The sequence below is a fragment of the Halorhodospira neutriphila genome (genome assembly GCF_016584055.1).
Taxonomy (GTDB): domain Bacteria; phylum Pseudomonadota; class Gammaproteobacteria; order Nitrococcales; family Halorhodospiraceae; genus Halorhodospira; species Halorhodospira neutriphila.
This window is the reverse complement of sequence record NZ_NRSH01000013.1, coordinates 1-26,862: the sequence shown is the minus strand read 5'-3', so window position 1 is coordinate 26,862 and position 26,862 is coordinate 1. Positions and strand designations below refer to the sequence as shown.

Here is a 26,862-nt window from a genome sequence, read left to right as displayed (position 1 = left end):
ACGCCGACGTCAACGCGGCCCGGAACCTCGGGGCGAGACGTTCTTGCCCCATCATGGGGAACCCGCGCCGCCGCCGGCGTGCCGTCCTCGGCGAGGCGCTCCGGCGCTTCGCCGAGCGAAAGCCGTGTCGGCCCCCGGGACCGACGCGGCGATCCCCTGGGCGGGGCTCCAGGGGTGACCCGGGCGGTCCCGGAGCGCGGGACGGCCCGGGGATCACGTTGCCGAGCGCGCACCCATAAGATCTTGTGGGTTGAAGCGCAACGCAATAATGCCCTTCTTTTGTAGGATCCAGCGTGCGACTTTAGGAGAACCCATGTCCTTCGCCGACCGCGACGGCTACATCTGGCTCGATGGACAGTTCCTGCCCTGGCGCGAGGCCCGGGTCCACTGCCTGACCCACACCCTCCACTACGGGATGGGGGTCTTCGAGGGGCTGCGCGCCTACCCCACCGAGCGCGGCCCGGCGATCTTCCGCCTGCAGGAGCACACCCGGCGGCTGCTCAACTCGGCGAAGATCCTCGGCATGGAGCTCGGCTACAGCGCCGGGGAGATCAACGACGCCTGCGTCCAGGCGGTGCGGGAGAACAACCTCGCCAGCGCCTACATCCGGCCCATGTCCTTCCTCGGCTCCGAGGGGATGGGGCTGCACGCCGACGCGCTGCGCACCCACACCATGGTCGCCGCCTGGGAGTGGGGCGCCTACCTCGGCGACGAGAGCCACGAGCGCGGCATCCGGGTGAAGACCGCCTCGTTCCACCGCCACCACGTCAACATCGCCATGTGCCGGGCCAAGGCCAACGGCAACTACATGAACTCCATGCTCGCCGCCCAGGAGGCGGCGCGGGCCGGCTGCGACGAGGCGCTGCTGCTCGATGTCGACGGCTTCGTCTGCGAGGGGCCCGGCGAGAACTTCTTCATGGTCCGCGACGGGGTCCTCTACACGCCGGAGCTGACCGCCGCGCTGGAGGGGATCACCCGCGATACGATCCTCCGGCTCGCCGCCGAGGAGGGGATCGAGGTGCGCGAGCGGCGGCTCACCCGCGACGAGGTCTACATCGCCGACGAGGCCTTCTTCACGGGCACCGCCGCCGAGGTGACGCCCATCCGCGAGCTCGACGGCCGCACCATCGGCACGGGCGCGCGGGGGCCGGTCACGGAGCGGCTGCAGCGCCGCTACTTCGATGTCGTCCAGGGGCGCGACCCGCGGCATACCGAGTGGCTCACCCTCTGCTGAGCCGCTAGGCGGCGGGAGGTCTTGCCGTGATCGCCATCGGCCTGCAGGCCCTCTTCGGCTTCGCCCTGACCGCCGCGCTGCTGCTGCTGCTGCGCCGCCCCGCCCTCGAGGCGGGGCTGGTCGACCGCCCCTGCCCGCGCAAGCGCCACGGCCGCACCGTGCCGCTGATCGGCGGGATCTGCATCCTCCTCGGCTTCGCCTCGGCCACGCTGCCCCTCGACTTCGGCCTGCGCGACTACCAGGCCCTCTACGCCGGCATGACCACCCTGCTGATTGCCGGCGTCGTCGACGACCTGGTCGACATCGATGCCCGGGCCAAGCTCGGCCTCCAGGTAGTGGCAGCGCTGCTCATGACCGCCTGGGGCGGGCTGGTCATCGCAGACCTCGGCTCGCTGCTCGGGCCGGGCATCGCCCTGCCCCTGGGCAACTGGGCGCAGCCGTTCACCGTCTTCTGCGTCGTGGGGCTGATCAACGCCGTCAACATGTTCGACGGCGTCGACGGGCTCGCCGCCGGCACCGTGGCCGCCGCCCTCGCCTGGCTGGTAATCGCCGGCGCCGTCGGCGGTGCCGGGGAGTGGGCGGTGCTCGCCGGGCTGCTGCTCGCCGCGGTCTGCGCCTTCCTCCTGTTCAATATGCGCAACCCCTGGCGCCGCCGGGCGAGCGCCTTCCTCGGCGACTCGGGGAGCATGATGCTCGGCTTCGCCCTCGCCTGGTTCGCCGTCGAGGCCGCCCAGGGGCCAGACGCCGTCCTGCCGGCGATCGCCGTAGCCTGGATCCTCGCCCTGCCGGTCTTCGACGCCCTCGCCCTCATCACCCGCCGGCTCCTGCGCGGCTGCTCCCCCTTCCGTGCCGATCGTGAGCACCTGCACCATATCTTCTACCGGGCGGGCTTCACCGCGGGGCAGACGGTCTGCCTGCTCATCGGCGCGAGCATCGCCTACGGCGGGATCGGGGTGCTCGGCGCCTACTGGGGCCTGCCCGAGTGGCTCTCCCTGCTGCTGCTGGTCGCACTGCTCGGCGCCCACCTCGCCCTCCACGCCCGGGCGTGGCGCTCCGCCACGCTGCTGAGGCGGCTGCTGCGCTGGGGCCGGCGGGGATCGGCGCGGGGCCGGGCCTCCTCCACTCTCCGGTAAGGAGCGCAATCGATGTCGCAGAGCCCCTTCACCTGGCACGAGCCGCGGATCTCGGCGCAGGAGCGCGCCGCCATCAAGGGCCACGCGCCGGCGGTGGTCTGGCTCACCGGGCTGTCCGGCTCGGGCAAGTCGACGCTGGCCAACGCCCTGGAGCACGCCCTCCACGAGCGCCGCTGCCACACCTTCCTGCTCGACGGCGACAACATCCGCCACGGCCTCAACCGCGACCTCGACCTCTCCCCGGCGGGGCGGGCGGAGAACATCCGCCGCATCGGCGAGGTCTGCCGGCTCTTCGCCGATGCGGGGCTGATCGTCATCACCGCCTTCGTCTCCCCCTACCGGGCGGATCGCGACCGGGTGCGCGAGACCGTCGGCGGCGGCCGCTTCCTCGAGGTCCACGTCCGCGCGCCCCTGGAGACCTGCGAGCAGCGCGACCCCAAGGGGCTCTACGCCCGGGCCCGCGGCGGCGAGATCGCCGGCATGACCGGTGTCGACGCCCCCTACGAGCCGCCTGCGGCGCCGGAGCTGGTCATCGACACCGCCAGCCGCGACATCCCGGGCTGCACCGGCGCGCTGCTCGAGGCCCTCGCCGAGCACGGCACCCTGCCCGCCCGCGACGCCTGAGCGACGCGCGCGCCGATGCCCTGGGAGGCCTGGCTCACCGCCGCCGTCATCGCCGCCGTGCTGAGCACCCTGCTGCTCACCAGCGCCGCGCCGGACATGGTCTTCCTCGCCGCCGTCACGGCGCTGCTCGTCGCCGGCGTCCTCGAGCCCGGCGAGGCCTTCGCCGGGCTCGCCAACCCCGGCGTGCTCACCGTCGCCGCGCTCTACGTCGTGGTCGCCGGCGTGCGCGAGACGGGCGGCGTGCAGTGGCTCAGCGGCCGCCTGCTCGGCCGCCCGCGCTCGCTGCTCGACGCCCAGCGCCGGCTGACCCTGCCGGTGGCCGCCTTCTCGGCCTTCCTCAACAACACCCCGGTGGTGGCCATGCTCATCCCCGCCGTCGGCGACTGGGCGCGCAAGTTCGGGCTACCGGAGTCGAAGCTGCTCCTGCCCCTGTCCTACGCCGCTATGCTCGGCGGCAGCTGCACGCTCATCGGCACCAGCACCAACCTCGTCGTCAACGGCGCCCTGGAGGAGCGCACCGGCGCGGGGCTGATGCTCTTCGAGCTGGCCTGGGTGGGGGTGCCGGTGCTCATCGCCGGCCTGGCCTTCCTCTACGCCACCAGCCGCTGGCTGCTGCCCGACCGGCGCCCGGCCACCGAGACCCTGGAGGACCCGCGCGAGTACACGGCGGAGATGATCGTCGAGCCCGGCGGCCCCCTCGTGGGCCAGTCCATCGAGCGCGCCGGGCTGCGCCGGCTGCCCGGCTGCTACCTCATGGAGATCGACCGCAACGGCGAGATCCTGCCCGCCGTCTCGCCGCGCGAGCGCCTGCGCGGCGGCGACCGGCTGGTCTTCGTCGGGGTCGTCGACTCCGTCGTCGAGCTCCAGCGCATCCGCGGCCTGACCCCGGCCACCGAGCAGGTCTTCAAGCTCGACGGCGCGCGCTCGGACCGGCGCCTCGTCGAGGCCGTGGTCTCGGAGACCTGCCCCGTGGCCAACCGCACCGTCCGCGACGGGCGCTTCCGCACCCGCTTCGGCGCCGTCGTCCTCGCCGTGGCGCGCAACGGCGAGCGCGTCGACGGCAAGATCGGCGACATCGTCCTGCGCCCGGGCGACACCCTGCTCCTCGAGGCCGGCGAGGGCTTCGCCGAGCGCCAGCGCAACTCCCGCGACTTCCTGCTGGTGCGCAGCATCGAGGGCGCCGCCGCGCCCCGCCACGAGCGCGCCTGGCTGGCCCTGGCGATCCTCGCCGGCATGCTCGGGGCCGTCGGCCTGGGGTGGCTGTCGATGCTCGAGGGGGCGCTGGCCGCCGGCGCCGGGCTGCTCGCCACCCGCTGCCTGACGGTCAACGCCGCCCGGCAGGCCGTCGACTGGTCGGTGATCCTGACCATCGCCGCCGCCTTCGGCCTCGGCTCGGCCATGGAGCAGACCGGCCTGGCCGCCACCGTCGCCGGCGGCCTCCTGCAGCTCGCCGGCGAGCACCCGTGGGCCAACCTCGCCGCGGTCTACGCCGTCACCGCGCTGTTCACGGCGCTGGTCACCAACAACGCCGCCGCCGTGCTCATGGTGCCCATCGCCGCCTCGGTGGCCGGCGACCTCGGCGTCAGCGTCACCCCCTTCGCCGTGGCGATCATGCTCGCCGCCTCGGCGAGCTTCGCCACCCCCATGGGCTACCAGACCAACCTCATGGTCTACGGCCCCGGCGGCTACCGCTTCACCGACTACCTGCGGGCGGGGCTGCCGCTGAACCTCGTCACGGCCGGCGTGGCGCTGGCGATCATCCCCTGGGCCTGGGGGTTCTAGCCGCACCCGCTCCCCTCGCCGCCGCCGAGCAGCGCCCGCGCCGCGGCGCGCAGGTCGTCCTCGGCGACGCCGAGCTCCTGGATCTCCTCGCGGACCTTCGCCTCCTGCTCCTCCGGCTGGACCGGCGAGAGCAGCAGGCGGCCCTTGCGGGTGACCACCACCTCGAAGTACTCCACGTCGGCGTACTGCCCGGCGACCTCCGGCGGCAGGCGCAGCTCATTCCACTCCGTCTTGCGGGCGAGCAGCTCTCGTGCCATGCGGGCCTCCCCTTCGCTCGCGGGGCCGGCGCAGGCTGGCAGCGGCCCCGTGCAACCCTTACAATCACTATCCTACCGTAGAGAGGCAGCCCACGAGGTCCCGGCGAGGCGTATGGAGATCAGCGAGGCGAGGCTCACCCACCTCAAGGAGCTCGAGGCGGAGAGCATCCACATCATCCGCGAGGTCGCCGCCGAGTTCGACAACCCGGTGATGCTCTACTCCATCGGCAAGGACTCGTCGGTGATGCTGCGCCTGGCGCTCAAGGCGTTCTACCCCGGCAAGCCGCCCTTCCCGCTGCTGCACGTGGACACCACCTGGAAGTTCCGCGAGATGATCGCCTTCCGCGACCGCATGGCCGCGGAGTCGGGCATGGAGCTCATCGTCCACATCAACCAGGAGGGCGTCGAGCAGGGGATCGGGCCGTTCACCCACGGCTCCCGCGTGCACACCGACGTGATGAAGACCCAGGCGCTCAAGCAGGCCATGGAGCGGCACCGCTTCGACGCCGCCTTCGGCGGCGCCCGGCGCGACGAGGAGAAGTCGCGGGCCAAGGAGCGGGTCTACTCCTTCCGCGACCGCCACCACCGCTGGGACCCCAAGGGCCAGCGCCCCGAGCTCTGGCAGCTCTACAACGGGCGCGTCCACAAGGGGGAGAGCATGCGCATCTTCCCCCTGTCCAACTGGACCGAGCTCGACGTCTGGCAGTACATCTACCTCGAGCAGCTGCCCATCGTCCCCCTCTACTACGCCGCCGAGCGGCCCGTGGTCGAGCGCGACGGGGCGCTGATCATGGTCGACGACGAGCGCATGCCCCTGGAGCCCGGCGAGCAGCCGCGCTACGAGAAGGTCCGCTTCCGCACCCTCGGCTGCTATCCGCTCACCGGCGCCATCCGCTCCGCGGCCGACACCCTCCCGGAGATCATCCAGGAGATGCTCCTCACCCGCACCTCCGAGCGCCAGGGCCGGGTCATCGACCACGACTCGGCCGGGTCGATGGAGGAGAAGAAGAGAGAGGGGTACTTCTAGCCATGTCCCACGCCTCCGAGCTCATCGAGACGGACATCGAGGCCTACCTCAAGCAGCACGAGCACAAGGACCTGCTGCGCTTTATCACCTGCGGGTCGGTGGACGACGGCAAGAGCACCTTCATCGGCCGTCTCCTCCACGACTCGGCGCTGGTCTACGAGGACCAGCTCGCCGCCGTGCGCCAGGACTCGACGCGCTACGGGACCACCGGCGAGGAAGTCGACCTGGCGCTGCTCGTCGACGGGCTGCAGTCCGAGCGCGAGCAGGGGATCACCATCGACGTCGCCTACCGCTACTTCTCGACGGACCGGCGCAAGTTCATCATCGCCGACACCCCGGGCCACGAGCAGTACACCCGCAACATGGCCACCGGGGCGTCGACGGCGCAGCTCGCCGTGATCCTCGTCGACGCCCGCAACGGCGTCCAGGTCCAGACCCGCCGGCACAGCTACATCTGCTCGCTGCTCGGCATCCGCCACGTCATCCTCGCCGTCAACAAGATGGACCTGGTCGACTGGGACGAGGCGACCTTCGCCGCCATCCGCGACGAGTACACCGCCTTCGCCCGCCGGCTCGGCATCCCGGACGTGCGCTGCGTGCCGCTCTCGGCGCTCAAGGGCGACAACGTCGTCCACCGCGGCGAGCACCTGGGCTGGCACGACGGGCCGACGCTCATGGAGCTGCTCGAGACCGTCGAGGCCAAGGCCGAGCGCAACCTGCGCAACCTGCGCCTGCCCGTGCAGACGGTGATCCGCCCCTCCCACGACTTCCGCGGCTTCGCCGGCACCCTGGCCGCCGGCACCGTGCGCCCGGGCGACCCGGTCGTCGCCCTGCCCTCGGGGCGGCGCAGCCGGGTGGAGCGCATCGTCACCCACGACGGCGACCTGGCGGTGGCCTTCCCGCCCCAGGCGGTCACCGTGACCCTCGCCGACGAGATCGACGTCTCCCGCGGCGACGTCCTGGCCGGTCCCGAGCACCCGGCCACGGTGGACGACACCCTGGATGCGCGCATCGTGTGGATGGCCGAGCAGCCGCTGCTGCCCGGCCGGCAGTACGACCTCAAGCTGGGCACGGCCACCGTCCCGGCGGTGGTCGAGCGGATCCACCACCGCATCGACGTCAACACCCTCGAGCACCACGGCGCCGAGGAGCTCGGCCTCAACGAGATCGGCCTGTGCCGGGTGCAGCTCTCGGCGCCGGTGCCCTTCGACCCCTACGAGGAGATCGCCAACACCGGGGCGTTCATCGTCATCGACCGGGTAAGCCTGCACACCGTCGGTGCCGGCATGGTCACCCGCGCCGCTACCGAGGCCGCCGGCGCCGAGCCGGACGTGCCGCGGCGCGAGCCGGTGCTCACCAAGGCGCAGCGCGCCGGGCAGAAGGGGCAGCGCCCGTGCATCGTCTGGCTCACCGGGCTCTCCGGGGCGGGCAAGTCGAGCCTGGCCAACGCCCTCGAGCAGGCGCTGTTCCGCCGCGGCTACCACAGCTACCTCATCGACGCCGGCAACGTCCGCCACGGCCTGAGCCACGACCTCGACTTCAGCCGCGACGCCCGCGCCGAGAACATCCGGCGCATCGCCGAGACGGCCACCATGTTCGTCGACGCCGGGCTGATCACCGTCTGCGCGAGCCTCTCGCCGTTCCGCGACGACCGGGCCATGGTCCGCGAGCGCGTCGAGCCCGGGGAGTTCATCGAGGTCCACGTCGACGCCGCGCTCGAGGCCTGCCGCGAGAAGGACCTGGACGGCCTCTACGCCCGCGCCGAGGCCGGCGAGATCGAGGGCCTGCCCGGGGTGGACATCCCCTACGAGGCGCCGGAGCAGCCGGAGGTGCGCGTCGACACCGTCGCCGAGGAGCTGGAGGACTCCGTGCGCCGGATCCTCGCCGCGCTGGAGGAGCGGGGGGTGCTGCGCTAGCCGCCGCTAGCCCTTGAGCACCCCGAGCGGCCGCAGCCGCGCCACCTAGCGGCCGATCCCGGCGCGGTCGACCACATCGACCACATCGGCGATATCCTTGTACGCCTCGGAGAGCTCCTCGGCCACGGTCGCCCGCGACGAGGCGCGCACCTCCACCCCCTGCCCGGCGAGCTCGGCGTCCAGGTCGCGGCCGGCGGCGGCGCGCTTGGCCTGGCGCCGGCTCAGCCGGCGCCCGGCGCCGTGGGCGCAGGAGCCGAAGGTCTCGGCGAAGGCCCCCTCGGTGCCGAGCAGCACGTAGGAGCAACGCCCCATGTCGCCGGGCAGCAGCACCGGCTGGCCGAGCCCCTGCAGCGCCCCGGGCAGCGCCGGGTGCCCCGGCGGGAAGGCCCGGGTGGCGCCCTTGCGGTGGACGCAGAGCTCGCGCTCCTCGCCGTCGACGCGGTGGCGCTCGAACTTGGCGATGTTGTGCGCGACGTCGTAGACGAGCGCCAGGGCGGCCGAGGCGCCGAGGCGCTCGGCGAAGACCTCCCGCACCCGCTGCGCCATGACCTGCCGGTTGACGTAGGCGTAGTTGGCCGCCGCCCGCATGGCGCCGAGGTAATCCTGGGCCGCGGCGGTGTCGAGCGGCGCGCAGGCGAGCTGCGGATCGGGCAGCCGGATGCCGTGGTACTCGGCAATGCGGTCCATCGTGGGCAGGAAGTCGTCGCAGACCTGGTGGCCGAGCCCCCGGGAGCCGGAGTGGATGAGCACGGTGACCGTCCCCGGCGCTAGCCCGAGGCCCTCGGCGGCCACCGCGTCGTAGACGGCGTCGACGCAGCCGAGCTCGATGAAGTGGTTGCCGCTGCCCACGGTGCCGACCTGGTCGCGGCCGCGCTCGATGGCCCGGTCGCTGACCGCCTCGGGATCGGCCCCGGCGAGCCGGCCGCCGTCCTCGATCCGCGCCAGGTCCTCGGGCTCGCCGAGCCCCACCTCGACGGCCCACTCGGCGCCGCCCCGGAGCAGCCGCCGGATATCCACGTTGCGCAGCCCCACCCCGGCGTAGCCGCGCCCGAGGCCGGCCGGTATCCGCGCGGCGAGCCGGTCCATGAGCCCCGGCAGGCGCCCCTCGAGGGCGTCGGCGGTCAGCCCCGAGCGCAGCAGCCGCACGCCGCAGTTGATGTCGTAGCCGACCCCGCCCGGCGAGACGACACCGCCCCGGCGGGGGTCGAAGGCCGCCACGCCGCCGATGGGGAAGCCGAAGCCGTTCTCCAAACCATGGACAAATCTTCCATGGCACGCTACCCGAACGGTGAAGGTAGCGGTTCGCGTGCGGGGATCTCACCCGCACCGGGCGGTGGGGTCACCGACCGCGCCTGGCCCGGGTCCCGGGCAGGAGACGATCGGGATCGGCCCTGGGCCGACCGCCCGGGCGCTGCATGCGCCGCTCCCCCGCGAGCGACCTGCTTCCAGAACGACCACACGTGCCTGCTCCGATTCCTCACGGGTAGGAGCAGGGCGTTATGGTCGCGGCGATTCGGCCGCTCGGAGAGGTTCATCGCCCGCCGCGCAATGACCAGCGCGGCGGCCTGGTGGCTCGAGATGCCGTAGCGCTCGGCGAACTTCCACGCCCCGATCACCGAGGTGTAGGCGGGGTTGCGCTCGAGGACCTCGATGCCGTGGTCATGGGCCCGCGCCTTGAGGTTGGCGAGCAGGCGGCCATAGGCGAACGCGGAGAGCATCCGGCTGTAGCGCACGCCCTCGCCCTCCAGCCGGGCCTTCTTGGCCTCGAAGTCGAGCCGCTCCACGGCGATCGGCTTGCCCTGCTCGCCGGCGAAGGCCATCAGCGCCTTGACCGCCTCGCCGATGCGCGCCTTGGCCTGCTCGCTCGTGCAGCCGTAGAGCACGAGCGGGATCCGCCGGGTAGCGACCGGGTTGCCGTGGCGGTCGGTAGCGGCGACGGCGAGATGATCCGTGTTGAGGTCCACGCCGATGACCCCGAGGCGCCGGTCGGATCGGCGCTCGAAGGGCAGGGCCTCGGTGGTGGCGAAGACCCGCCAGCCCTTGGCGTCCCGCTGAAAGCGGTAGCTGATGGCCTGGCCCCGCTCGAGTGCCGCGGCCAGATGGTCGGCCCCGTAGGGGAGATCCACCTCAAAGGTGATATATCTATAGCCGCCGTTGCGCTCGACCAGGGCATTCGGCAGCCGCAGCCGGAAGGCGAAGCGCTGGCCGCCCCGGTACTGGGCCTGGCAGCCCTGGCAGCCGGCCGTCTCGTCGCCGGAGCCGAGCACGAAGAACGGGCTGTCCCGCGCCCGGCGCCAGTCGGCACGCCATGCCGCGTGGTCGGCATGGCCGTTGGCCGCCAGGTCGAACTGGGCGTGGAAGCGCTTGCGGGACCCGAAGCACAGGCGGACCCGCCCGGCCCGATGGTCGGCCTCGAGGCTCGCCAGGCGGTCCTTCTGCGTCTGGAGGCGGCGCTTCTTCTGGTGGAGCCGCTGGCGCAGCTTGTGCCGCCGCTCCCCCGAGGCTTGCTCCTGCTTCTGTTGGAGCTTGGCGATGAGCCGCTCCGTCTTCCGGAGGGCCCGCTTCTTCTGCGCGATGAGCGTGCTGCGCTGCTCCTGGACCGACTCGATCCGGCCCTCGAGGCCCCGGCGGATGGCGTTGAACTGGCGGGCGGTGAGCCCGTACTGGCGCTGGTAGGCCGGCTTGAGCCCCGCGAGCCGCTCGCCCCTCGCCCAGTCCGCGAACAGCCGGCGCTCCGCCTGGCTGTAGAGCGCGGCGTAGGTGTCGAGCAGCGCGGCCTCCCCCTCCGGCAGCGCCTTGAGCCGGGCCTGGTAGGTGCGCTGGGGCTTAGGGGCGCGCTTCCTCGCCATGTCCCTCGGGCTCCTCACAGGCCTGGATGGCCCTGCGGGCGCGGTTGCGCGCCGAGCCTCGCTCGTACAACCGGGCGCAGAAGGCGGTCATGACCTCGATCATGTCCTGGACCAGATCATCCTGAAGCTCGGCGTCATTCGCCACGATGAGCCGGGCGCCCCGCGCCCCCAGGGCCGCTTCCACATACTCGACGCCGAAGCGCATCAGGCGGTCGCGGTGCTCAACCACGAGGGTATCGATCTGCGGGTCGGCGAGCAGTCGCAGTAGCTTCTTGCGCTGACCGTTCAGGCCTGATCCCACTTCCGTCACGGTCCGGGAGACGGCGAGCCCCTGAGCGGACGCATACTCCAGGCACCGGGCGACCTGGCGGTCCAGGTCCGCCTTCTGGTCGCTGCCGGAAACCCGCGCATACACCGCGACCTGCCCCTCGCGCTCGGTGGGCTCATGGACAATGATGGTCCCGCTCGGGAGTTGCTCCGCCGGCACGGGGAGCTGTCCATTTCGGAACCATCGCCAGGCCGTGCGGTACTTGACGCCCTGCTTCTGGGCCCATTCCGACAACTTCATGCGAACAAAATGTCACATTAAAGCATGTTTGTCTATAATCAATGCCAACTGTTTAAACCCTATCGTAGACGGCGGCTTGCCGGAGAGGTGATAGGGCGCCTTACACGGCACCCGCCGCCATCGGCCCCCTGGCTAGAAGCGGAAACGCAATCCGAGCCGAAGGTGACGATTGCGAGCCTCCTCGTACGCAAGTACGCCGTACGTCCCCGACTCCAATAGCCGCTTCGAGGCCGTCAAGGTTGCACGGCCGTCGCCTAGACGCAGTAAGCGATCATCTACCGGCTCCACCCCCAGGAAGTGCTCATAGCGCACCCCCAGCCGCCAGCGCTCGGTCAGCGGATACTGAGCGCCAACGCCCAGACTTGTCCATTGACGCACCTCCTCACGGCAGCCCTCCTGCTCGGCGGTCCCCTTATCCCGGCAGAGCTCCACGGTACGCTGTTCCCGGGCCGCAGTGACATAGAGGTCGATACCGCGGAGATCCTGCCAGTGCCAACCCAGGCCGAAGGCGTAGCGCTCTAATCCCGCATGAGTCCCCTCGGCGCTACGGCTACTCAGGCAGTTCCCGACGCAGCCATCGACGCCGAGGTACTCGCCGTAGGCGAAGGCGCCGGCCCTGCTCTGCCAAGAGCCGCGCAGATACCCGCCTAGTGCCCGGCTATAGCCGATGCGCTCGGCATCCGGGGCATCCTTCGGACGCACCTTAAGGGTGCGATCCAGGAAGACATTCGCCAGGGCCAGTTGTACATAGGTTTGGGGGCGGGGCTCAGCGGCAGGGCTGCATAGCGGTACCAGCAGCCCGCCAAGCAGCACGATATAGCCGCAGTAGCGTCTTAGAGACTGAGCTGGACGGCGCATCTAGAAAGGGACCCCTAGACCGAGACGGTATTGCCGTACGGCGTAGCCGAGCCCTAATCCCTCCAGCTCCGGATCGGTCAAGATCGCCTCGAACTGGGCACTGAAACCAGCCGGCGCGATCCAGCCCAAGAGCACACCAGCGCTCACCCCTTGCCGGCTCCGGTCCCCCTCCTGGATACGGAAGCTTTGCGAGCGCAAGGCGAAGGCCGCATGCCAACCGAGGAACCACTCGCTGTCGCCCAGCTGCCGGCGAGCCCGGTAGTAGAGTTCTGTTTGGGTCACTTCCAGCTCCTCTCGCGAGGGGACACGAGGGCCTTCCACGGTCTCGGTGTAGGCGAGGCCGAGCTCGAAGTCCCAGTCGGCACCTTGCTCCGCGGCGAAGTAGGCGCCGTGGCCGAGGGCAAGCGTCGCCGCCCGCCCCGTCTCAGGCGCCCCGTCAACCTGCAAGCTGCCGTAGGCCAGATGGAGGCGCCACCCGTCTCGGAGCAGCTCGGCATCGGCCGCCCACGCAGGGGGTAAGAATGTCGCCCCTCCCCCCGCTGCCATCGCCAGCAGCAGGCTGGCCAAGCCTCGCCTCATCAGGTTACCAATCCAAGGCATTCATCGAAGGCCCGATCCCCCTTGGCTCGTTTGCGCCCAAGAGACTCATCAACCGCTCTAAGAAAGCGGTTACCAAATTAACGAAAAGACGCTATCGTGCCTTATTCCCCGCTTCAATAGCCGCCCCCGCAGCGCGCGCCGACGAGGGCGGTAGAGCGCCTTGCACGGCACCCGCCTCATTGACTAATTTCAACTCCTAGAGCGGCAACCTATAACGAAGGACGCATAAAAGGCGCTGTTGCCGTCAGGAGGAGCCCATGGATGACCGTCCCCGGTGGCTGCCGCGCAGCGCAGCGCTGCGCCTCGGCACCACCTTCCTCGCCGTGACCCTGCTGGTGGCGCTGCCGCTGACCCTGTGGTTCGACCACTTCGCCCGCGGCGTCATCGAGTCGAGCCTCGAGCAGGCGGCGGCGAGCCCCGAGGCCGCCGCCGCGCTGCTCGCCTCGCCGCGCCTGCAGCAGGGCTTCGAGGCGGTCCGCACGGCGGCGATGCTGACCGTCGTGGGCAGCTCGCTGATCGCCGCCGGCATCGGCGCGGGGATCGCCGTGCGCTGGCGCAACCGCCTGCGGCGGATCGTCGAGCGCGGCCGGCGGCGGGCCAGCCGCGTCCCCCCGGCCTCGCCGCCGCAGGCCTGCCGCAACGCCGCCGCCGGCCGGCACGCCGACGAGCTCGAGGAGGTCGAGGCGCAGTTGCTCACCACCCTCGACCAGCTGAGCCGATCGCAGTGGCTGCTCGACAGCGTCGACGACATGGTGGTGCTCGCCGACCACCGCGGCACCATCCGCCACGGCAACGCCGCCGTCGGCAGCCGCTGCGCCTGCTGCCCGGCGACCACATGCCAGGGGACGCCAACCTCCGTGGCCGACGTCCTCGGCACCTCCCTGTGGTGGCGCATCCGGAGTGGGCTCGAGCAGGGCGAGCCCGGCACCCTCGAGCAGGAGATCACCCTCGGCGGGCGGCGCTTCCCCGCCCTCATCGCCTACCGGCCGCAGCAGGAGGTGGTGGTCATCAAGGTCACGGACCTGACCGAGTACCGCCGGCTCAAGGAGCACGTCGAGAAGCTCGAGGCCCTCTCCACCCTCGGGCAGATGTCCACGGAGCTCGCCCACGAGATCAAGAACAACATCGCCCCGGTGCGGCTGCTCTGCGGCATGGCCCCCCTCGAGCCCGACGACCGCGACGCTGTCTTCCGCTCCCTCGACCACATCCGCCAGCTGGTCAACGACTTCATGGCCTTCGGCTCCGGGCGCCAGACCGAGGGCCTGTCCGTGCGCCTCGACGAGGCGGTGGAGGCGTGGACCAACGTGCTGCGCAGCGAGGCGGACGCCAAGGGCGTCGCGATCGCCCTCGATGTCGCGCCGCAGCCGGTGCGGCTGCCGGGGGGCTTCCGCATCGTCTACGCCAACCTCGTGCGCAACGCCGTGCAGGCCGTCGCCGAGGGCGGCCACGTCCGGGTCAGCGCCGCCCTGGATCCCGCCGGCGCCCTCACCCTGCGCGTCGCCGACGACGGCCCCGGCATCCCCGCCTCGATCCGCCAGCGCCTCTTCGAGCCCTTCACCACCTCCCGCGCCGACGGCACCGGCCTCGGCCTCGCCCTGGTGCAGCGCTACCTTGACGACGCCGGCGGGCAGATCGCCTGCGACTCCCAGCCCGGCGCGGGGACGACGTTCACCGTCTACTGCCCGGGCGTGGCCGAAGCGGAGACCTCGGCAGGGCTTGCATCGGCCGGGGTAGCTCCTTAGCTTAAGGCTTTTATGGGTAATCGACTGACCGCAATTCATGTCCCAAGAGCAGCCTCAGAAGGTCCCTGAGCCCCATCGACCCGAGGAGGACGAGATCGACCTCGTCGACCTCGTCGCAGTCCTCTTCCGGCGGCGCTACCTCATCCTCGCCGGGACCCTCCTGGTCACCCTAGCCGCCGCCGCCTTCGCCTGGCTCCAGCCCGCCCAGTACCGGGTAGAAACCTACCTCCAAGTTGGCCGTACGGGGGAAGGCTACCTCATGGAGCCGAAGGCGGTGGCCTCGCAGATCCAGGGCCTGGGGAAAATCGTCGGGCAGGAGGTCTTTTCTTCCGAGGGGCCGAGCCTAGATCTCGAGAATGGGTGGTCGGCTGACGCCCAGGGTGGCGGAGTCGTGCGCATCCGCATCCCGGAGACCGCACCGTCCGAGCGCTACCTCGAGTTCCTCGAGGCGCTCAACCAACGGGTGATCGAGGATCATGAGAGCCAGCTACAGGGAGAGCGCTCCCGGCTCCAAGCCACTATCGCCGCCGCAGAGCAGCGCCTGAGGGAGCAGGAGGAACGCGTAGATCGGCTGCGCAAGTACATTGATCAACGCCTCCGCAGCGAAAACACCACGCCGGGAGAAGCCGAACAGCTCGATGCACTTCGCGGGCTAATCGGGGATCTCGGCGAACGGCTTACGAAGCAGGAGACCCGGCTCACCGCGCTCAAGGCCGAGCGCAGCCGCCTCCAGCCCTCCCGGGTCCTCGTGGCCCCGCGCTTCTCGGACGAGCCCGTCGGCTCGAGCACCCGCCTGACCGTCGCCCTCGGCCTCGTCCTGGGCCTGCTCCTCTCGGTCTTCCTCGCCTTCCTGCGCGAGTTCTGGGTCAACAACCGCGACCGCATCCGCCACGGCCCCTAGGCGGGGGCCGGGCGGCAGCGCTCGATTGGCATCCAGCCCTGCAGGGCTGGATAATAGGCGGCCTTGTTCCCCCTCGAGCGGAGTCATCTCGATGAAGCGACACGTGGCGAGTCTCTTGGCCCAGGCCCTCGACGCCCTGCGCGAGGCCGGCGAGCTGCCGGCCGAGGCGGCGCTGCCCGAGATCCAGGTCGAGCGCGCCCGCGACCGGGCCTACGGCGACTACGCCGCCAACGCCGCCATGGTGCTGGCGAAGGCCGCCCGGCGGAAGCCGCGGGAGCTCGCCGAGGCCATCCGCGACCGCCTGCCGGCCTCGGAAGCCATCGCGCAGGTGGAGATCGCCGGCCCGGGCTTCCTCAACTTCACCCTCGCCCCCCACGCCCGCCACGAGGCGGTCCGCGCGGCGCTGCGCGAGGGCGGGGCCTACGGGCGCAGCGACCGTGGCGCCGGCCGCCCCGTGCACATCGAGTTCGTCTCCGCCAACCCCACCGGCCCGCTGCACGTCGGCCACGGCCGGGGGGCCGCCTTCGGCGACGCCCTCGCCAGCGTCCTCGAGGCCGCCGGCTATGCGGTCCACCGCGAGTACTACGTCAACGACGCCGGCCGGCAGATGGACATCCTCGCCGTCTCGCTGTGGCTGCGCTACCTCGAGGCCGCCGGCGAGCGGCTGCCCTTCCCCGCCAAGGGCTACCGGGGCGAGTACATCGCCGTCCACGCCCGCGAGCTCCTCGAGGCCGAGGGGCGGCGCTACGTCCACCCCGCCGGCGAGCTCTTCGCCGACCTGCCGCCGGAGGCCGAGGCCGAGGGCGGCGACCCGGAGGCGTACCTCGACGCCCTCGTCGCCCGCGCCCGGGCCGTGCTCGGCGAGACGGCCCACCGCCGGCTGCTCGACTTCGCCCTCGAGGCGATCCTCGGCGACATCCGCGCCGATCTCGACGCCTTCGGCGTCACCTACCACCGCTACTTCTCCGAGCGCCAGCTCGTCGACAGCGGCCGCATTGAGGCGGCCGTCGAGCGCCTCGGCGCGGCGGGCCACACCTACGAGGCCGACGGCGCCCTGTGGTTCCGCGCCTCGGCCTTCGGCGACGACAAGGACCGGGTCCTGCGCCGCGACAACGGCCTGACCACCTACTTCGCCGCCGACGTCGCCTACCACCTGGAGAAGCTCGAGCGCGGCTACGAGACCGTCATCGACGTCTGGGGCGCCGACCACCACGGCTACGTCCCCCGGGTCAAGGCGGCGCTCCAGGCCCTCGGCGCCGAGGCCGAGCGGCTCGACGTCCGCCTGGTGCAGTTCGCCATCCTCTACCGCGGCGGCGAGCGGCTCTCCATGTCGACGCGCTCCGGCGAGTTCGTCACCCTGCGCGAGCTGCGCGAGGAGGTGGGCAAGGACGCGGCGCGCTTCTTCTACGTCCTGCGCCGGCCCGAGCAGCACATGGACTTCGACCTGGACCTGGCCAAGTCGGAGTCGGCGGACAACCCGGTCTACTACTGCCAGTACGCCCACGCGCGCATCTGCAGCGTCTTCGAGCAGCTCGCCGGCCGCGGCCTGCACTACGACCGCGAGCGCGGCGCGGCGGCCCTGGAACGGCTCGACGCCGAGCACGAGCAGATCGTGCTCGATCTCATCGGCCGCTACCCCGAGGTCATCGAGGACGCCGCCGCCGCCCGGGAGCCCCATCAGCTCGCGCAGTACCTGCGCGAGCTCGCCGCAGCCTTCCACACCTACTACAACGCCGTACCCTTTATCATCGAGGATGAGGCGCTACGCGACGCGCGCCTCGCCCTCATCGAGGCGACCCGGCAAGTGCTGGCCAACGGCCTCGGCCTGCTCGGGGTCGAGGCCCCCGAGAGCATGTAGCGGCGAGTCATGGCCGAGAGACGCAAGGGATCCGCGAGCCGCGGCGCGAAGGCCGGCTCGGCCAAGCGGGGCGGGCGCAGCAGCAGCGGCCAGAAGGGGCAGGCCGGCGCGGCCCAGGGCGGGCGCGCCGGCGCCCAGGCGCGGCGCTCTCAAGGCGGCTCGGGCCAGCGCCTCCCCGGCTGGGCGTGGCTGCTCATCGGCGCCGTGCTCGGCGGGCTCCTCTTCTTCCTCGTCCAGGCCCTGCGCGGCTCCGCCTCCGCTCCCTCGCCCCCCGCTCAGGAGGCGGAACCTTCCTCGGCCGCCGAGCCGGAGCGCTCCCGCGCGGCGAGCCGGCAGGAGGCGGCGGAGGAGGAGCGGGACTACGACTTCTACGAGCTGCTCATGAACAGCGAGGTCACCGTCCCCGAGGCGCAGCAGCAATCCCGCCGGGAAGAGCGGCAGCCGGCGGATGGCGGGGAGCCGGCGGACAGCGGGGAGCCCCCCGACGAGCAGGGGCCGGAGCAGGCGGCGCAGCGGCGCCTGGACTTCGGCGGCGGCCAGGCCTACCTCCTCCAGGCGGGCTCCTTCCGCCGCCAGGAGGCCGCCGACCGGATGCGGGCCAGCCTCGCCCTCGCCGGCCTGCGGGCGGAGATCCACACCGTCGAGCTCGACAACGGCGAGCGCTGGCACCGCGTGCGCGTCGGCCCCTTCACCGAGCGCGAGCGCCTCGAGCAGGCCCGCGCCCGCATGGAGAGCCGCGACATCCAGCCCCTGCTGCTGCGCCGCAAGGGCTGAGGGGCGCCCGGGTCAGCCGCCGCCGAGCTCCGCCGTGCGCAGCCGGTAGAGCGCCGAGATGTCCTCCTCGCCGCGGCCCTGCTCGATGAGCCGGTCGTAGTCGGCGAGGGTCCGCTCGATGAGCTCGAGCTCGATGCCCTGGGCGGCGAGCACCTCGCGGACGATCCCCAGGTCCTTGCGGTGGAGGGCGAGCTTGAACCCCGGCGGGAAGCGGCCCTGGGCGACGTTCGGGCCGCGGTTGCGCAGCTGCCAGTTGCCCGCCGCGCCGGCGCCGACCACCTCGATGACCTGCTCGAGGTCGAGCCCCTGGCCCTCGCCGTAGGCGAGCCCGGCGGCGACGCCCTGGATCACGCCGGCGACGACGATCTGGTTGACGGCCTTGGTCGCCTGCCCCGCCCCGGAGGGGCCCATGTGGTGGGCGGCGCTGCAGACCGGCTCGAGCAGCGGGCGGATGCGCTCGAGGGTGGCGGCGTCGCCGCCGGCCATCATCACCATCGTCCCCTGCCGCGCCCCCTCGGGGCCGCCGGAGACGGGGGCGTCGAGGAGCTCAGCGCCGGCGGCGCGGACGCGCTCGGCCGCCGTGCGGGCGGTGTCCGGCGCCACCGTGGAGGTATCGATCACCGCCTTGCCCGGCGCCAGCCCCGGCACGAGGGCGTCGACCACCTCGAGCAGGTCGGCGTCGGCGGAGACGCTGATGAACACCGCATCGGCGGCGGCCGCCACCGCCGCCGGGTCCGCCGCCACGGTGGCGCCGTGCTCGGCGGCGAAGGCCTCGGCCCGCTCCCGGGTGCGATTCCACACCGCCGCCAGCGCGCCGGCCCCGGCGAGGTTGGCGGCGATCCCCTGGCCCATGGCCCCGAGGCCGATGACCCCTGCTTGCATGGCGATCCTCCTATCGGTTCGGCGTAGCGCCTAGCCGGCGCCCTCCAGGTAAGTCCCGCCGAGCAGCCCGGCCTCCAGCTCGGCCAGGCAGGCCCGGCGGGCGGCGTCGTCGAGCTCGGCGGCGGCCACCCGCCGGCGGTAGGCGCCGCTGAGCTCGCGCTCGTCGAAGCCCACCGAGCGCAGCACCGCCCCCACGCTATCGCCGCGCACCGCGGCGGTGAAGCGGTGGCCGCCGTCGCCGTCGACCTCGACGTTGACCGAGTCCGTGGCGCCGAAGAGGTTGTGGCGGTCGCCGAGGATCTCCTGGTAGGCGCCGACGAGGAAGACCCCCAGCCACAGCGGCTCCCCCGGCTCCGGCTCGGGCAGCGGCAGGGTCCCCTCGACGCCGTCGCCGTCGACGTAGAGCGAGACGGTGCCGTCGGAGTCGCAGGTCAGGTCCTGGACCACCCCGCGGCGGGTGACCGGCCGCTGCAGCCCGGCGAGCGGCACGATGGGGAAGATCTGGTCGATCGCCCAGACGTCGGGGATCGACTGGAAGACCGAGAAGTTGGCGAAGAGCTTGTCGGCGAGGCGCTCGTTGAGCGCGTCGCGGACCTCGCGCTGGTGGGCGCGGCCCGGGTTGAGCCGGCCGAGCAGCCGCCGGCCGAGGGCCTGGTAGCAGCGCTCGGCGTAGGCGCGCTGGGGCAGGTCGAGCAGGCCGTGGAGGTAGAGGCTGCGCGCCTGCTCGAGGGCGTGGCTGGCGTCGTGGAAGGCCTCGGTGGCCGGGCGCCGGTCGTGCTCGGCGAGGCTGCGGTAGAGCTCGCGCAGCGCCGCCGGCGCCCCCTCGGCGGGCGGCTCCGGCGCCTCGCCGGCGCTGGCGTCGGTATCGATCACCGAGGTGACGAGCACGGCGTGGTGGGCCGTCATCGCCCGGCCGCTCTCGGTGATCACCGCCGGGTGGGGCAGGCCCTGCTCGGCGCAGACCGCCTGGAGGGCGTCGACCACGTTGTGGGCGTACTCGGCGATGCTGTAGTTCATGGAGCAGAAGGCCCGCGAGCGCGTCCCCTCGTAGTCGACGCCGAGCCCGCCGCCGACATCGACCTGGGTCACCGGCGCCCCGAGCCGGCGCAGCTCGGCGTAGAAGCGCGCCCCCTCGGTCAGCCCCTGGCGGATGTCGTGGACGTTGGCCACCTGGGAGCCGAGGTGGAAGTGCAGCAGCCCCAGGGCGTCGAGCAGCTCCGCCTCGCGCAGCTCCTCGACGACGGCCAGGGCGTCGGCGGCGGTCAGGCCGAACTTCGAGCGCTCGCCGCCGGTGTTCTGCCACTTGCCGGCGCCGATGGAGGCGAGGCGGATGCGCAGCCCGAGCCGCGGCTGGAGGCCGAGCCGGCGCGCCTCGCGGACGATCAGCCGCGCCTCGGAGCGTTTCTCGAGGACCAGGTGGACGCGCAGCCCCAGCTGCTGGCCGCGCAGGGCGAGGCGGACGTACTCCGGGTCCTTGTAGCCGTTGCAGATCACCGTCCCGCCCGCCGGGGCGAGGGCGAGCACCGCCATGAGTTCCGGCTTGCTCCCCGCCTCCAGGCCGACACGGCCGTCGGCGACGATCTCCTCGACCACCGCCCGATGCTGGTTGACCTTGATCGGGTAGACCGGCCGATACCCGCCCTCGTAGCCGGCGGCGGTCATGGCCTCCTTGAAGGCGCCGCAGAGCGCCGCCACCCGGTCCCGGAGGATGGCCGGGAAGCGCACCAGCACCGGCGGCGAGACCCCCTGCGCCGGGAGCTCGGCGACGAGCCGGCGCAGGTCCACGGCCGGACCCGCGGCGCCGTGGGGGCGGACGCGCAGCCGCCCGGCCGCCGAGACGTCGAAGTACCCCTCGCCCCAGCGCGGGATGTTGTAGACCTCACGGGCCGGCCGGCCGCTCCAGTCGTCGCTCATGGCTCTCGCGTGCGTGGCTGCATGGCTGCAAAAGATGGGGCGCGAGGCGCCTTCGGCTCGCGCGAGGATGGTAACATCCACGGATCGCTCCCGAGCGGGGGCGCCATGACGGCACAGGCTTTCTCAGAGGGAGGCGCGATGCGCGAGGGTTGGTTCACCGAGGCGATCGAGGACGAGGGCGTGGCCTTCTCCTTGGCGATCGACGAGAAGGTCCACGACGAGCACAGCGGCTACCAGCACATCGAGGTCTACCGGACCCGGCGCTGGGGGCGGCTGCTGGTCCTCGACGGCTGCGTGATGGTCACCGAGCGCGACGAGTTCCTCTACCACGAGATGATGGCCCACCCGGCGCTGTTCGCCCACCGCGACCCGCAGCGGATCGCCATCATCGGCGGCGGCGACTGCGGGATCCTGCGCGAGGTCCTGCGCCATACGGAGGTGGCCCACGCCCTGCAGGTGGAGCTCGACGAGCGGGTCACCCGCGTCGCCGAGGCGCACTTCCCGGACCTGTGCACGGCCAACGACGACCCGCGCGCCGAGCTGCGCTTCGGCGACGGCGTGCGCTGGGTCCGCGACACCGAGCCGGAATCGCTGGACGTGATGATCGTCGACAGCACCGACCCGGTGGGGCCGGCGGCGGGGCTGTTCACCAAGGAGTTCCTCGCCGACGCCCGCCGCGCCCTCGCCCCCGGCGGCATCGTCGTCCAGCAGAGCGAGTCGCCGCTGCTCCACGGCGAGTCGGTGATCGCCCCGCTCCACCGGGCGGCGGCCGAGGCCGGCTTCGACGGCGTCCACACCCTGACCTTCCCGGTGCCGAGCTACCCCTCCGGCTGGTGGTCAGCGACGCTGATGGTCAACGGCGGCGACCCGCGCAACTTCCGCGAGGCCGACTCCGAGGCCAAGCCCTTCGCCACGCGCTACTACAACGCCGACATCCACCGCGCGGCGCTGGCCACCCCCGAGCTGCTGCGCTGAGCCCGGCAGCCCCTGCGCCCCGGCCCGGCGGGGTGCCCTAGGTCAGCCGATCGAGGCGCAGCCGCTCGCGCTCGTCGAAGAGCCGCCGGGCGGCGAGCCAGACCGCCGCGAGAGTGCCGAAGCCGGTGCCCACGGTGATCAGGAACATGATCAGGATCTGGTACTTGACCGCCGCCAGCGGCGGCGTGCCGGCGAGGATCTGGCCGGTCATCATCCCCGGCAGGCTGACGATCCCCGCCGCCGCCATGGCGTTGATGATGGGGATCATCCCCGAGCGCGTGGCGTCATAGCGAACGGGCTCGATGGCCGCGGTCCACGGCTCGCCGAGGGCGAGGCGGCCCTCGATGAGCTCGCGCTGCTGCCAGGCGCCGTCGGTGAGCCGATCCACCGACAGGGCGACGCCGTTCATGGTGTTGCCGAGGAGCATGCCGAGCAGCGGGATGGCGTACTGCGGCTGGTACCACGGCTCGGGCTGGACGAGGGCCGCCAGGGCCAGCACGGCGACGCTGAACGACGACAGGAACATCGCCGCGGTCCCCAGGCCGAAGCCCCACAGCCCGGCGAAGCGCCGCTTCTGCCGGGCCATGACCTCGCGGCCGGCGACGAGGAGCATGACGGCGCCCATGAGCGCCACCCAGTAGAGGGTGGCGTGGGCGAAGAGCGTCTCGAGGACCAGGCCGACGAGCAGCAGCTGCACGACGGTGCGCACCCCGGCGATGAGCAGCGAGCGGCCGATCCCCAGCCGGCCGGCCCACGACAGGCCGGCGAGGAGCGCGACCAGGGCGCCGGCGATGCCCAGGTCCAGGGCGGTCAGGTCGATCAGCTGCGGGCTCACGCGAGCGCCTCCGCGGCCTCGGCGACCCCGTCGCGCAGGGCGTAGCGCTGCGCCCCGAGGCGCTCGGCCTGCGCCGGGTCGTGGGTGACCCACACGGCGGCGAGCCCGGCGGCGCGCCGCTCCTCGACCACGCCCTCCACCGCGGCGGTGGTCGCCGCGTCGAGGTTGGCGGTGGGCTCGTCGAGCAGCAGCGCCTTGGGGCCGAGGGCCACGGCCCGGGCCAGGGCGAGGCGGCTGCGCTCGCCGCTGGAGAGGCGCTGCACCGACCACCCCACGACGTCCTCGGCGAAGCCCAGGGCGGCCAGGGTCTGCGGCTCCACGGCCGGGAGGTGGTCGCCAACCCGCTCGGCCCACCAGGCGCTGTCCGCCGGCAGGTAGACGACGAGCCGGCGCCAGCGGTGGGCGGCGAAGGCGCTGCGCGCCTCGCCGTCGAGCCGGAGCTCCCCCTCGCTGGGGTCGAGGTCGGCGATGGCGCGCAGCAGCCGGCTCTTGCCCGAGCCCGAGGGGCCGGCGAGCGCCGCGCACGCCCCCGCCGCCAGGTCCAGGGCGGGCCAGCGGGCCACGGCGCAGCGCAGTCCCCGGATCGACAGCCGGGGAGCGGCGGTCACGGCGCCACGGTGCCCAGCGGGAGGCTGGCGCTGACGCCGGCCGCGAGGTCGGGGCTGGCGTCGTAGACGCCGAGGCCGACGTAGGGGCGCAGGTGGATCTGCTCGATCTGCAGGCCGGCGCCGAGGAGCAGCTCCATGTGGTTGCTCCCGGTGGGGTTCTCGTCGCCGCGCAGCTCGGCGTTCAGGGTGGTCCCGGCATCCAGGGGATAGGCGTAGCCGACGCCCCAGTTGGCGTAGTTCCCGCCGGGGACGTCGGCGTCGTCGCGCACGGTGTAGCCGAGCTCGGCGTAGGCCAGCCCCTCGCCGATGCGCCGCTGCAGGGGCAGGTTGACGTAGAAGTCGAGGCCGTCGTTGGGGTAGGGGTAGAGCTCGTCGTCGCCGCCGAGGCGGGCGCCGAACTCCACGGCGAGCTGCTCGCTGAGGGCGAGCTTGGCGAAGCCGGTAACCCCCTCGAACCCGGACTCGTCGGGCGCCCCGGCGTCGTCGGCGGAGTTGTTGGCGAAGGAGGCGTACGCCCCGTACTCGAAGCCCTCCATGAGGCCGTGGCGAAAGCCCACGGGACCGAGGCGGAAGTTGTCGTAGTCGCCGTCCTCGGGGGCGTTGCCGCGCCCCCCGGCCTCGCGGCCGGTCTCGGCGACGGCGCCGAGGAAGAGCTCGGTCTGGCCGAGGCCGATCACCGAGGCGCGGCTCAGGCCCAGGGGGCGCAGCTCCTGCGCCGAGCCCCGCCCCGCCACCGCCGAGCCCTCCGGCGCCCCCTCCTGAGCCGCCGCGGGGAGCGCCGCGGCGAGGCCGCCGAGGGCCGCTACTGCCAAGCCCAGTCTCTTCTGCATCGCGATCTCCTTGGGGTCGAATCCGTTCTGGCGCACCCCATGATAGCGCTAAAGAAAAGCGGGCGCCGAAGCGCCCGCAAGGCTCCACTGAGGAGACAGAGGAGAGAGGGAGGGTCGAGGCGCCAGGGGCTACTTGGCGCCTGTCAGGTCGGGGTAGGCCTCCATGCCGCACTCGCCGACGTCGAGGCCGTTGACCTCCTCCTCCTCGTCGACGCGGATGCCGAGGGTCCACTTGAGCACCGCCCAGACCAGGAGGCTGGCGAGGAAGACGAAGGCGAAGATCGCCGCGATCCCGGCGAGCTGGCCGCCGATGGTGGCCTCCTCGTTGGAGAGGAGCACGGCGAGCACGCCCCAGACGCCGGCGGTGCCGTGGGCGGAGATGGCCCCCACCGGGTCGTCGAGCTTGAGCCTGTCGAGGGCGACGATGGAGAGGACCACCAGCAGCCCGCCGACGGCCCCGACGACGGCGGCGAGCAGCGGCGACGGCGAGCTCGGCGCCGCGGTGATGGAGACCAGCCCGGCGATGGCGCCGTTGAGGGCCATGGTCAGGTCGGCCTTGCCGAACAGGGCGCGGGCGAGGAGTAGCGCCGCGACCACGCCGGCGGCGGCGGCCAGGTTGGTGTTCATGAAGACCTTGGCCACGGCGTTGGCGGCGTCCGCCGAGGCGACGGAGAGCTCCGAGCCGCCGTTGAAGCCGAACCAGCCGAGCCAGAGGATGAAGGTCCCCAGGGCCGCCAGGGGCATGTTGGTGCCGGGGATGGCGCGGATCTCGCCGCCGGGGCCGTACTTGCCCTTGCGCGGGCCGAGCAGCAGCACGCCGGCGAGGGCCGCGGCGGCGCCGGCCATGTGCACGATCCCCGAGCCGGCGTAGTCGGAGAAGCCGATCTGGTCGAGGAAGCCGCCGCCCCAGCTCCACAGCCCCTGGATGGGGTAGATGAAGCCGGTGAGCACCACGGCGAAGAGGAAGAAGGCCCAGAGCTTCATCCGCTCGGCGACGGCGCCGGAGACGATGGACATGGCCGTGGCCACGAAGACCACCTGGAAGAAGAAGTCCGAGTAGTAGGAGTGGCTGACCTCCCCGGCGCGGGCCATCTCCGCGGTGTACGGCTCCGTGCCCGGCAGGAAGAGGCTGAAGGTCGGCAGGAGGCCGAGGATCCCCCCGTCACTCTCGTACATCAGGTTCCAGCCGATGACCATGTACATGATCACCGCGATGGAGTAGAGCCCGACGTTCTTGGTGAGGATCTCGACGGTGTTCTTGGCCCGGACCAGGCCCGACTCGAGCATGGTGAAGCCCGCGGCCATCCACATGACCAGGGCCCCGGAGATCAGGAAGTAGAAGGTATCGAGGGCGTAGGCGATCTCTACGACGTCTTCCATCTTGGGTTCCTCCGCGATCGGTTTCGGTGGGGCGAGCGCCTAGAGGGCATCCGTGCCGGTATCGCCGGTCCGGATCCGGATGGCCTGCTCGACGTTGTAGACGAAGATCTTGCCGTCGCCGATCTTGCCGCTGTTGGCGGCCTGGGTGATGGCGTCGCAGGCGCGGTCGACGAGGCTGTCGTCGATGACCACCTCGAGCTTGATCTTGGGCAGGAAGTCGACGACGTACTCGGCGCCGCGGTAGAGCTCGGTATGCCCCTTCTGCCGCCCGAACCCCTTCACCTCGGTGACGGTGATACCCTGGACGCCGATGGCGGAGAGGGCCTCGCGGACGTCATCGAGCTTGAAAGGCTTGATGATTGCCGTTACCAATTTCATGAGCATTGTCCTCATAACGCTCGTGGTGCGATCCCAGCAGCGCGCCCCTGCGGCTGTGGTCCATCCAGGGTTTGCACAAGGCGTGCCATAATAGAGAGAACCTGCGCGGACGGCGCACCGCCGGCCGGCCAGGCGCCGCCGCCGGCCGCGGGTGCACCAAAGCGGGGCGATCGCACCACCGCTGCACCTGACGTGTGCAATACGACGAGGATCGGAAGGCCATGATCGACAGCAAGACCATCGACGAGCTGGCGCAGAAGCTCACGGCGAGCCTGCCCCCCGGCGTCCGGGAGTTCCACGACGAGGTGGAGAAGAACATCCGCGCCTCCCTGCAGGCGGGCTTCTCCCGGCTCGACCTGGTGACCCGCGAGGAGTTCGACGCCCAGGCGAAGGTCCTCGCCCGGACCCGGGCGCAGCTCGAGGAGCTCAACCGGCGGGTCGCCGAGCTCGAGCAGGGCGCCGGCGGCACCACGGACTCGGGCACGGGCGCCTCCGCGCACTCGGGCCACCACGGCGGCGGTAGCGGGCCCACCGGCACCGTCTAGGCCCCGCGGCACCGGACCGGGACCGGCGCCTCAGGGAGGAGGCGCCCTGCCAGCAAGCCATCCAAGGAGGGAGCCATGGCGCTAGCCGTCACCCAGGCGCGAGCAGCGCTCGGCGTAGCCGCGCCGCAAGTGCGCGTCGAGGTCCACATCGCCTCGGGGCTGCCGGCCTTCTCGCTGGTCGGCCTCCCCCAGGCCGAGGTCCGCGAGGCGCGGGACCGGGTCCGCAGCGCCATCCTCAACAGCGGCCTCGAGTTCCCCCTCGGCCGCGTCACCGTCAACCTCGCCCCGGCCGACCTGCCCAAGGGGGGCGGGCGCTTCGACCTGGCCATCGCCGTCGGCGTGCTCGCCGCCTCGGGGCAGGCCCGGGGCCGGCTCGAGGGGGTCGAGCTGCT

Annotated in this window: 26 protein-coding genes; 13 read left to right on the top strand and 13 right to left on the bottom strand. The window is 72.2% G+C overall.

Going from position 1 to position 26,862, the window contains the following annotated elements:
• Positions 1-313 precede the first annotated feature (313 nt).
• The 4 genes from CKO13_RS02450 to CKO13_RS02435 are packed head-to-tail and all read left to right on the top strand — an operon-like array spanning position 314 to position 4,773.
• Positions 314-1,234, top strand: coding sequence for a branched-chain amino acid transaminase (locus tag CKO13_RS02450; protein WP_200256465.1), 921 nt, complete (start codon positions 314-316; stop codon positions 1,232-1,234).
• 26 nt (positions 1,235-1,260) lie between these two features.
• The gene (locus CKO13_RS02445; protein ID WP_200256464.1) at positions 1,261-2,367 is read left to right on the top strand and encodes an MraY family glycosyltransferase; all 1,107 of its coding nucleotides are present in this window, start codon (positions 1,261-1,263) and stop codon (positions 2,365-2,367) included.
• 12 nt (positions 2,368-2,379) lie between these two features.
• Positions 2,380-2,991, top strand: coding sequence for an adenylyl-sulfate kinase (cysC, locus tag CKO13_RS02440; protein WP_200256462.1), 612 nt, complete (start codon positions 2,380-2,382; stop codon positions 2,989-2,991).
• A 15-nt stretch (positions 2,992-3,006) separates the two neighbouring features.
• Entirely contained in the window at positions 3,007-4,773 is a 1,767-nt protein-coding gene (locus CKO13_RS02435; protein WP_200256460.1) for an SLC13 family permease, read from the top strand.
• On the opposite strand, the gene CKO13_RS02430 is transcribed toward CKO13_RS02435, so the two are convergent.
• Entirely contained in the window at positions 4,770-5,030 is a 261-nt protein-coding gene (locus CKO13_RS02430; RefSeq protein ID WP_200256458.1) for an AbrB/MazE/SpoVT family DNA-binding domain-containing protein, read from the bottom strand. The genes CKO13_RS02435 and CKO13_RS02430 overlap by 4 nt on opposite strands.
• Positions 5,031-5,142: 112 nt before the next feature.
• Between CKO13_RS02430 and cysD the strand changes: the two genes are divergently transcribed.
• Both cysD and cysN read left to right on the top strand, forming a co-directional pair.
• Positions 5,143-6,057 carry a sulfate adenylyltransferase subunit CysD gene (cysD, locus tag CKO13_RS02425; RefSeq protein ID WP_207132054.1) on the top strand — a complete coding sequence of 305 codons (915 nt, stop codon included), beginning with the start codon at positions 5,143-5,145 and terminating at the stop codon, positions 6,055-6,057.
• A gap of 2 nt (positions 6,058-6,059) precedes the next feature.
• Positions 6,060-7,973 carry a sulfate adenylyltransferase subunit CysN gene (gene cysN / locus CKO13_RS02420; RefSeq protein WP_200256450.1) on the top strand — a complete coding sequence of 638 codons (1,914 nt, stop codon included), beginning with the start codon at positions 6,060-6,062 and terminating at the stop codon, positions 7,971-7,973.
• A gap of 45 nt (positions 7,974-8,018) precedes the next feature.
• On the opposite strand, the gene CKO13_RS02415 is transcribed toward cysN, so the two are convergent.
• From CKO13_RS02415 to CKO13_RS02395, 5 genes are all read right to left on the bottom strand, one after another.
• The gene (locus CKO13_RS02415) at positions 8,019-9,224 is read right to left on the bottom strand and encodes an RtcB family protein (protein WP_200256448.1); all 1,206 of its coding nucleotides are present in this window, start codon (positions 9,222-9,224) and stop codon (positions 8,019-8,021) included.
• Between the two features lie 26 nt (positions 9,225-9,250).
• Positions 9,251-10,822 (bottom strand): IS200/IS605 family accessory protein TnpB-related protein, encoded by a 1,572-nt coding sequence (locus tag CKO13_RS02410; protein ID WP_200256446.1) that lies wholly within the window; start codon positions 10,820-10,822, stop codon positions 9,251-9,253.
• Positions 10,800-11,390, bottom strand: coding sequence for an IS607 family transposase (locus tag CKO13_RS02405; protein WP_200256444.1), 591 nt, complete (start codon positions 11,388-11,390; stop codon positions 10,800-10,802). The genes CKO13_RS02410 and CKO13_RS02405 overlap by 23 nt, the downstream gene beginning before the upstream one ends.
• 132 nt (positions 11,391-11,522) lie before the next feature.
• Entirely contained in the window at positions 11,523-12,248 is a 726-nt protein-coding gene (locus CKO13_RS02400; protein WP_200256442.1) for a hypothetical protein, read from the bottom strand.
• Entirely contained in the window at positions 12,249-12,815 is a 567-nt protein-coding gene (locus CKO13_RS02395; protein ID WP_200256440.1) for a hypothetical protein, read from the bottom strand.
• 290 nt (positions 12,816-13,105) lie between these two features.
• Here CKO13_RS02395 and CKO13_RS02390 point away from each other — a divergent pair, with 290 nt between their 5' ends.
• The 4 genes from CKO13_RS02390 (at position 13,106) to CKO13_RS02375 (ending at position 18,123) form a co-directional block, all read left to right on the top strand.
• Complete coding sequence (locus tag CKO13_RS02390; RefSeq protein ID WP_200256438.1) at positions 13,106-14,590, top strand: two-component system sensor histidine kinase NtrB; 1,485 nt, start codon at positions 13,106-13,108, stop codon at positions 14,588-14,590.
• Between the two features lie 37 nt (positions 14,591-14,627).
• Entirely contained in the window at positions 14,628-15,491 is an 864-nt protein-coding gene (locus CKO13_RS02385) for a Wzz/FepE/Etk N-terminal domain-containing protein (protein WP_200256436.1), read from the top strand.
• Positions 15,492-15,582: 91 nt separating this feature from the next.
• Positions 15,583-17,349, top strand: a complete 1,767-nt coding sequence (gene argS / locus CKO13_RS02380) for an arginine--tRNA ligase (protein ID WP_200256434.1) — start codon at positions 15,583-15,585, stop codon at positions 17,347-17,349.
• A gap of 9 nt (positions 17,350-17,358) precedes the next feature.
• Positions 17,359-18,123 (top strand): SPOR domain-containing protein, encoded by a 765-nt coding sequence (locus tag CKO13_RS02375; RefSeq protein ID WP_200256432.1) that lies wholly within the window; start codon positions 17,359-17,361, stop codon positions 18,121-18,123.
• Between the two features lie 12 nt (positions 18,124-18,135).
• Here the strand turns inward: CKO13_RS02375 and CKO13_RS02370 are convergent, their stop codons facing one another.
• Entirely contained in the window at positions 18,136-19,005 is an 870-nt protein-coding gene (locus CKO13_RS02370) for an NAD(P)-dependent oxidoreductase (protein WP_200256430.1), read from the bottom strand.
• Positions 19,006-19,035: 30 nt separating this feature from the next.
• A complete protein-coding gene (gene speA, locus CKO13_RS02365; protein WP_200256428.1) occupies positions 19,036-20,919 on the bottom strand; it encodes a biosynthetic arginine decarboxylase in 1,884 nt (627 codons plus the stop codon).
• Positions 20,920-21,057: 138 nt separating this feature from the next.
• Between speA and speE the strand changes: the two genes are divergently transcribed.
• On the top strand, positions 21,058-21,894 hold the full coding sequence (gene speE / locus CKO13_RS02360; RefSeq protein ID WP_200256426.1) for a polyamine aminopropyltransferase: 837 nt from the start codon (positions 21,058-21,060) through the stop codon (positions 21,892-21,894).
• Positions 21,895-21,931: 37 nt separating this feature from the next.
• Here the strand turns inward: speE and CKO13_RS02355 are convergent, their stop codons facing one another.
• From CKO13_RS02355 to CKO13_RS02335, 5 genes are all read right to left on the bottom strand, one after another.
• Positions 21,932-22,729, bottom strand: a complete 798-nt coding sequence (locus CKO13_RS02355; RefSeq protein ID WP_200256424.1) for an ABC transporter permease — start codon at positions 22,727-22,729, stop codon at positions 21,932-21,934.
• Positions 22,726-23,337, bottom strand: coding sequence for an ATP-binding cassette domain-containing protein (locus CKO13_RS02350; RefSeq protein ID WP_200256422.1), 612 nt, complete (start codon positions 23,335-23,337; stop codon positions 22,726-22,728). Before CKO13_RS02350 ends, CKO13_RS02355 begins: the two co-directional genes overlap by 4 nt.
• Complete coding sequence (locus CKO13_RS02345) at positions 23,334-24,167, bottom strand: hypothetical protein (protein WP_200256414.1); 834 nt, start codon at positions 24,165-24,167, stop codon at positions 23,334-23,336. Before CKO13_RS02345 ends, CKO13_RS02350 begins: the two co-directional genes overlap by 4 nt.
• Before the next feature lie 129 nt (positions 24,168-24,296).
• Positions 24,297-25,472 carry an ammonium transporter family protein gene (locus CKO13_RS02340; protein ID WP_420827050.1) on the bottom strand — a complete coding sequence of 392 codons (1,176 nt, stop codon included), beginning with the start codon at positions 25,470-25,472 and terminating at the stop codon, positions 24,297-24,299.
• A 114-nt stretch (positions 25,473-25,586) separates the two neighbouring features.
• Complete coding sequence (locus tag CKO13_RS02335) at positions 25,587-25,925, bottom strand: P-II family nitrogen regulator (RefSeq protein ID WP_200256410.1); 339 nt, start codon at positions 25,923-25,925, stop codon at positions 25,587-25,589.
• A 221-nt stretch (positions 25,926-26,146) separates the two neighbouring features.
• Between CKO13_RS02335 and ubiK the strand changes: the two genes are divergently transcribed.
• Positions 26,147-26,470, top strand: coding sequence for a ubiquinone biosynthesis accessory factor UbiK (gene ubiK / locus CKO13_RS02330; protein ID WP_242467843.1), 324 nt, complete (start codon positions 26,147-26,149; stop codon positions 26,468-26,470).
• Between the two features lie 75 nt (positions 26,471-26,545).
• On the top strand, positions 26,546-26,862 hold a 317-nt coding region (locus CKO13_RS02325; protein ID WP_274600644.1), incomplete at its 3' end, for a magnesium chelatase domain-containing protein.

What these genes read in the sequence shown, in the direction of transcription:
- CKO13_RS02450 (WP_200256465.1), top strand. Translation starts at nt 314, where the DNA reads ATGTCCTTCGCCGACCGCGACGGCTACATCTGGCTCGATGGACAGTTC.
- cysC (WP_200256462.1), top strand. Translation starts at nt 2,380, where the DNA reads ATGTCGCAGAGCCCCTTCACCTGGCACGAGCCGCGGATCTCGGCGCAG.
- CKO13_RS02435 (WP_200256460.1), top strand. Translation starts at nt 3,007, where the DNA reads ATGCCCTGGGAGGCCTGGCTCACCGCCGCCGTCATCGCCGCCGTGCTG.
- CKO13_RS02430 (WP_200256458.1), bottom strand. Translation starts at nt 5,030, where the DNA reads ATGGCACGAGAGCTGCTCGCCCGCAAGACGGAGTGGAATGAGCTGCGC.
- cysD (WP_207132054.1), top strand. Translation starts at nt 5,143, where the DNA reads ATGGAGATCAGCGAGGCGAGGCTCACCCACCTCAAGGAGCTCGAGGCG.
- cysN (WP_200256450.1), top strand. Translation starts at nt 6,060, where the DNA reads ATGTCCCACGCCTCCGAGCTCATCGAGACGGACATCGAGGCCTACCTC.
- CKO13_RS02410 (WP_200256446.1), bottom strand. Translation starts at nt 10,822, where the DNA reads ATGGCGAGGAAGCGCGCCCCTAAGCCCCAGCGCACCTACCAGGCCCGG.
- CKO13_RS02405 (WP_200256444.1), bottom strand. Translation starts at nt 11,390, where the DNA reads ATGAAGTTGTCGGAATGGGCCCAGAAGCAGGGCGTCAAGTACCGCACG.
- CKO13_RS02400 (WP_200256442.1), bottom strand. Translation starts at nt 12,248, where the DNA reads ATGCGCCGTCCAGCTCAGTCTCTAAGACGCTACTGCGGCTATATCGTG.
- CKO13_RS02390 (WP_200256438.1), top strand. Translation starts at nt 13,106, where the DNA reads ATGGATGACCGTCCCCGGTGGCTGCCGCGCAGCGCAGCGCTGCGCCTC.
- CKO13_RS02385 (WP_200256436.1), top strand. Translation starts at nt 14,628, where the DNA reads ATGTCCCAAGAGCAGCCTCAGAAGGTCCCTGAGCCCCATCGACCCGAG.
- argS (WP_200256434.1), top strand. Translation starts at nt 15,583, where the DNA reads ATGAAGCGACACGTGGCGAGTCTCTTGGCCCAGGCCCTCGACGCCCTG.
- CKO13_RS02375 (WP_200256432.1), top strand. Translation starts at nt 17,359, where the DNA reads ATGGCCGAGAGACGCAAGGGATCCGCGAGCCGCGGCGCGAAGGCCGGC.
- CKO13_RS02370 (WP_200256430.1), bottom strand. Translation starts at nt 19,005, where the DNA reads ATGCAAGCAGGGGTCATCGGCCTCGGGGCCATGGGCCAGGGGATCGCC.
- speA (WP_200256428.1), bottom strand. Translation starts at nt 20,919, where the DNA reads ATGAGCGACGACTGGAGCGGCCGGCCGGCCCGTGAGGTCTACAACATC.
- speE (WP_200256426.1), top strand. Translation starts at nt 21,058, where the DNA reads ATGCGCGAGGGTTGGTTCACCGAGGCGATCGAGGACGAGGGCGTGGCC.
- CKO13_RS02345 (WP_200256414.1), bottom strand. Translation starts at nt 24,167, where the DNA reads ATGCAGAAGAGACTGGGCTTGGCAGTAGCGGCCCTCGGCGGCCTCGCC.
- CKO13_RS02340 (WP_420827050.1), bottom strand. Translation starts at nt 25,472, where the DNA reads ATGGCCGCGGGCTTCACCATGCTCGAGTCGGGCCTGGTCCGGGCCAAG.
- CKO13_RS02335 (WP_200256410.1), bottom strand. Translation starts at nt 25,925, where the DNA reads ATGAAATTGGTAACGGCAATCATCAAGCCTTTCAAGCTCGATGACGTC.
- ubiK (WP_242467843.1), top strand. Translation starts at nt 26,147, where the DNA reads ATGATCGACAGCAAGACCATCGACGAGCTGGCGCAGAAGCTCACGGCG.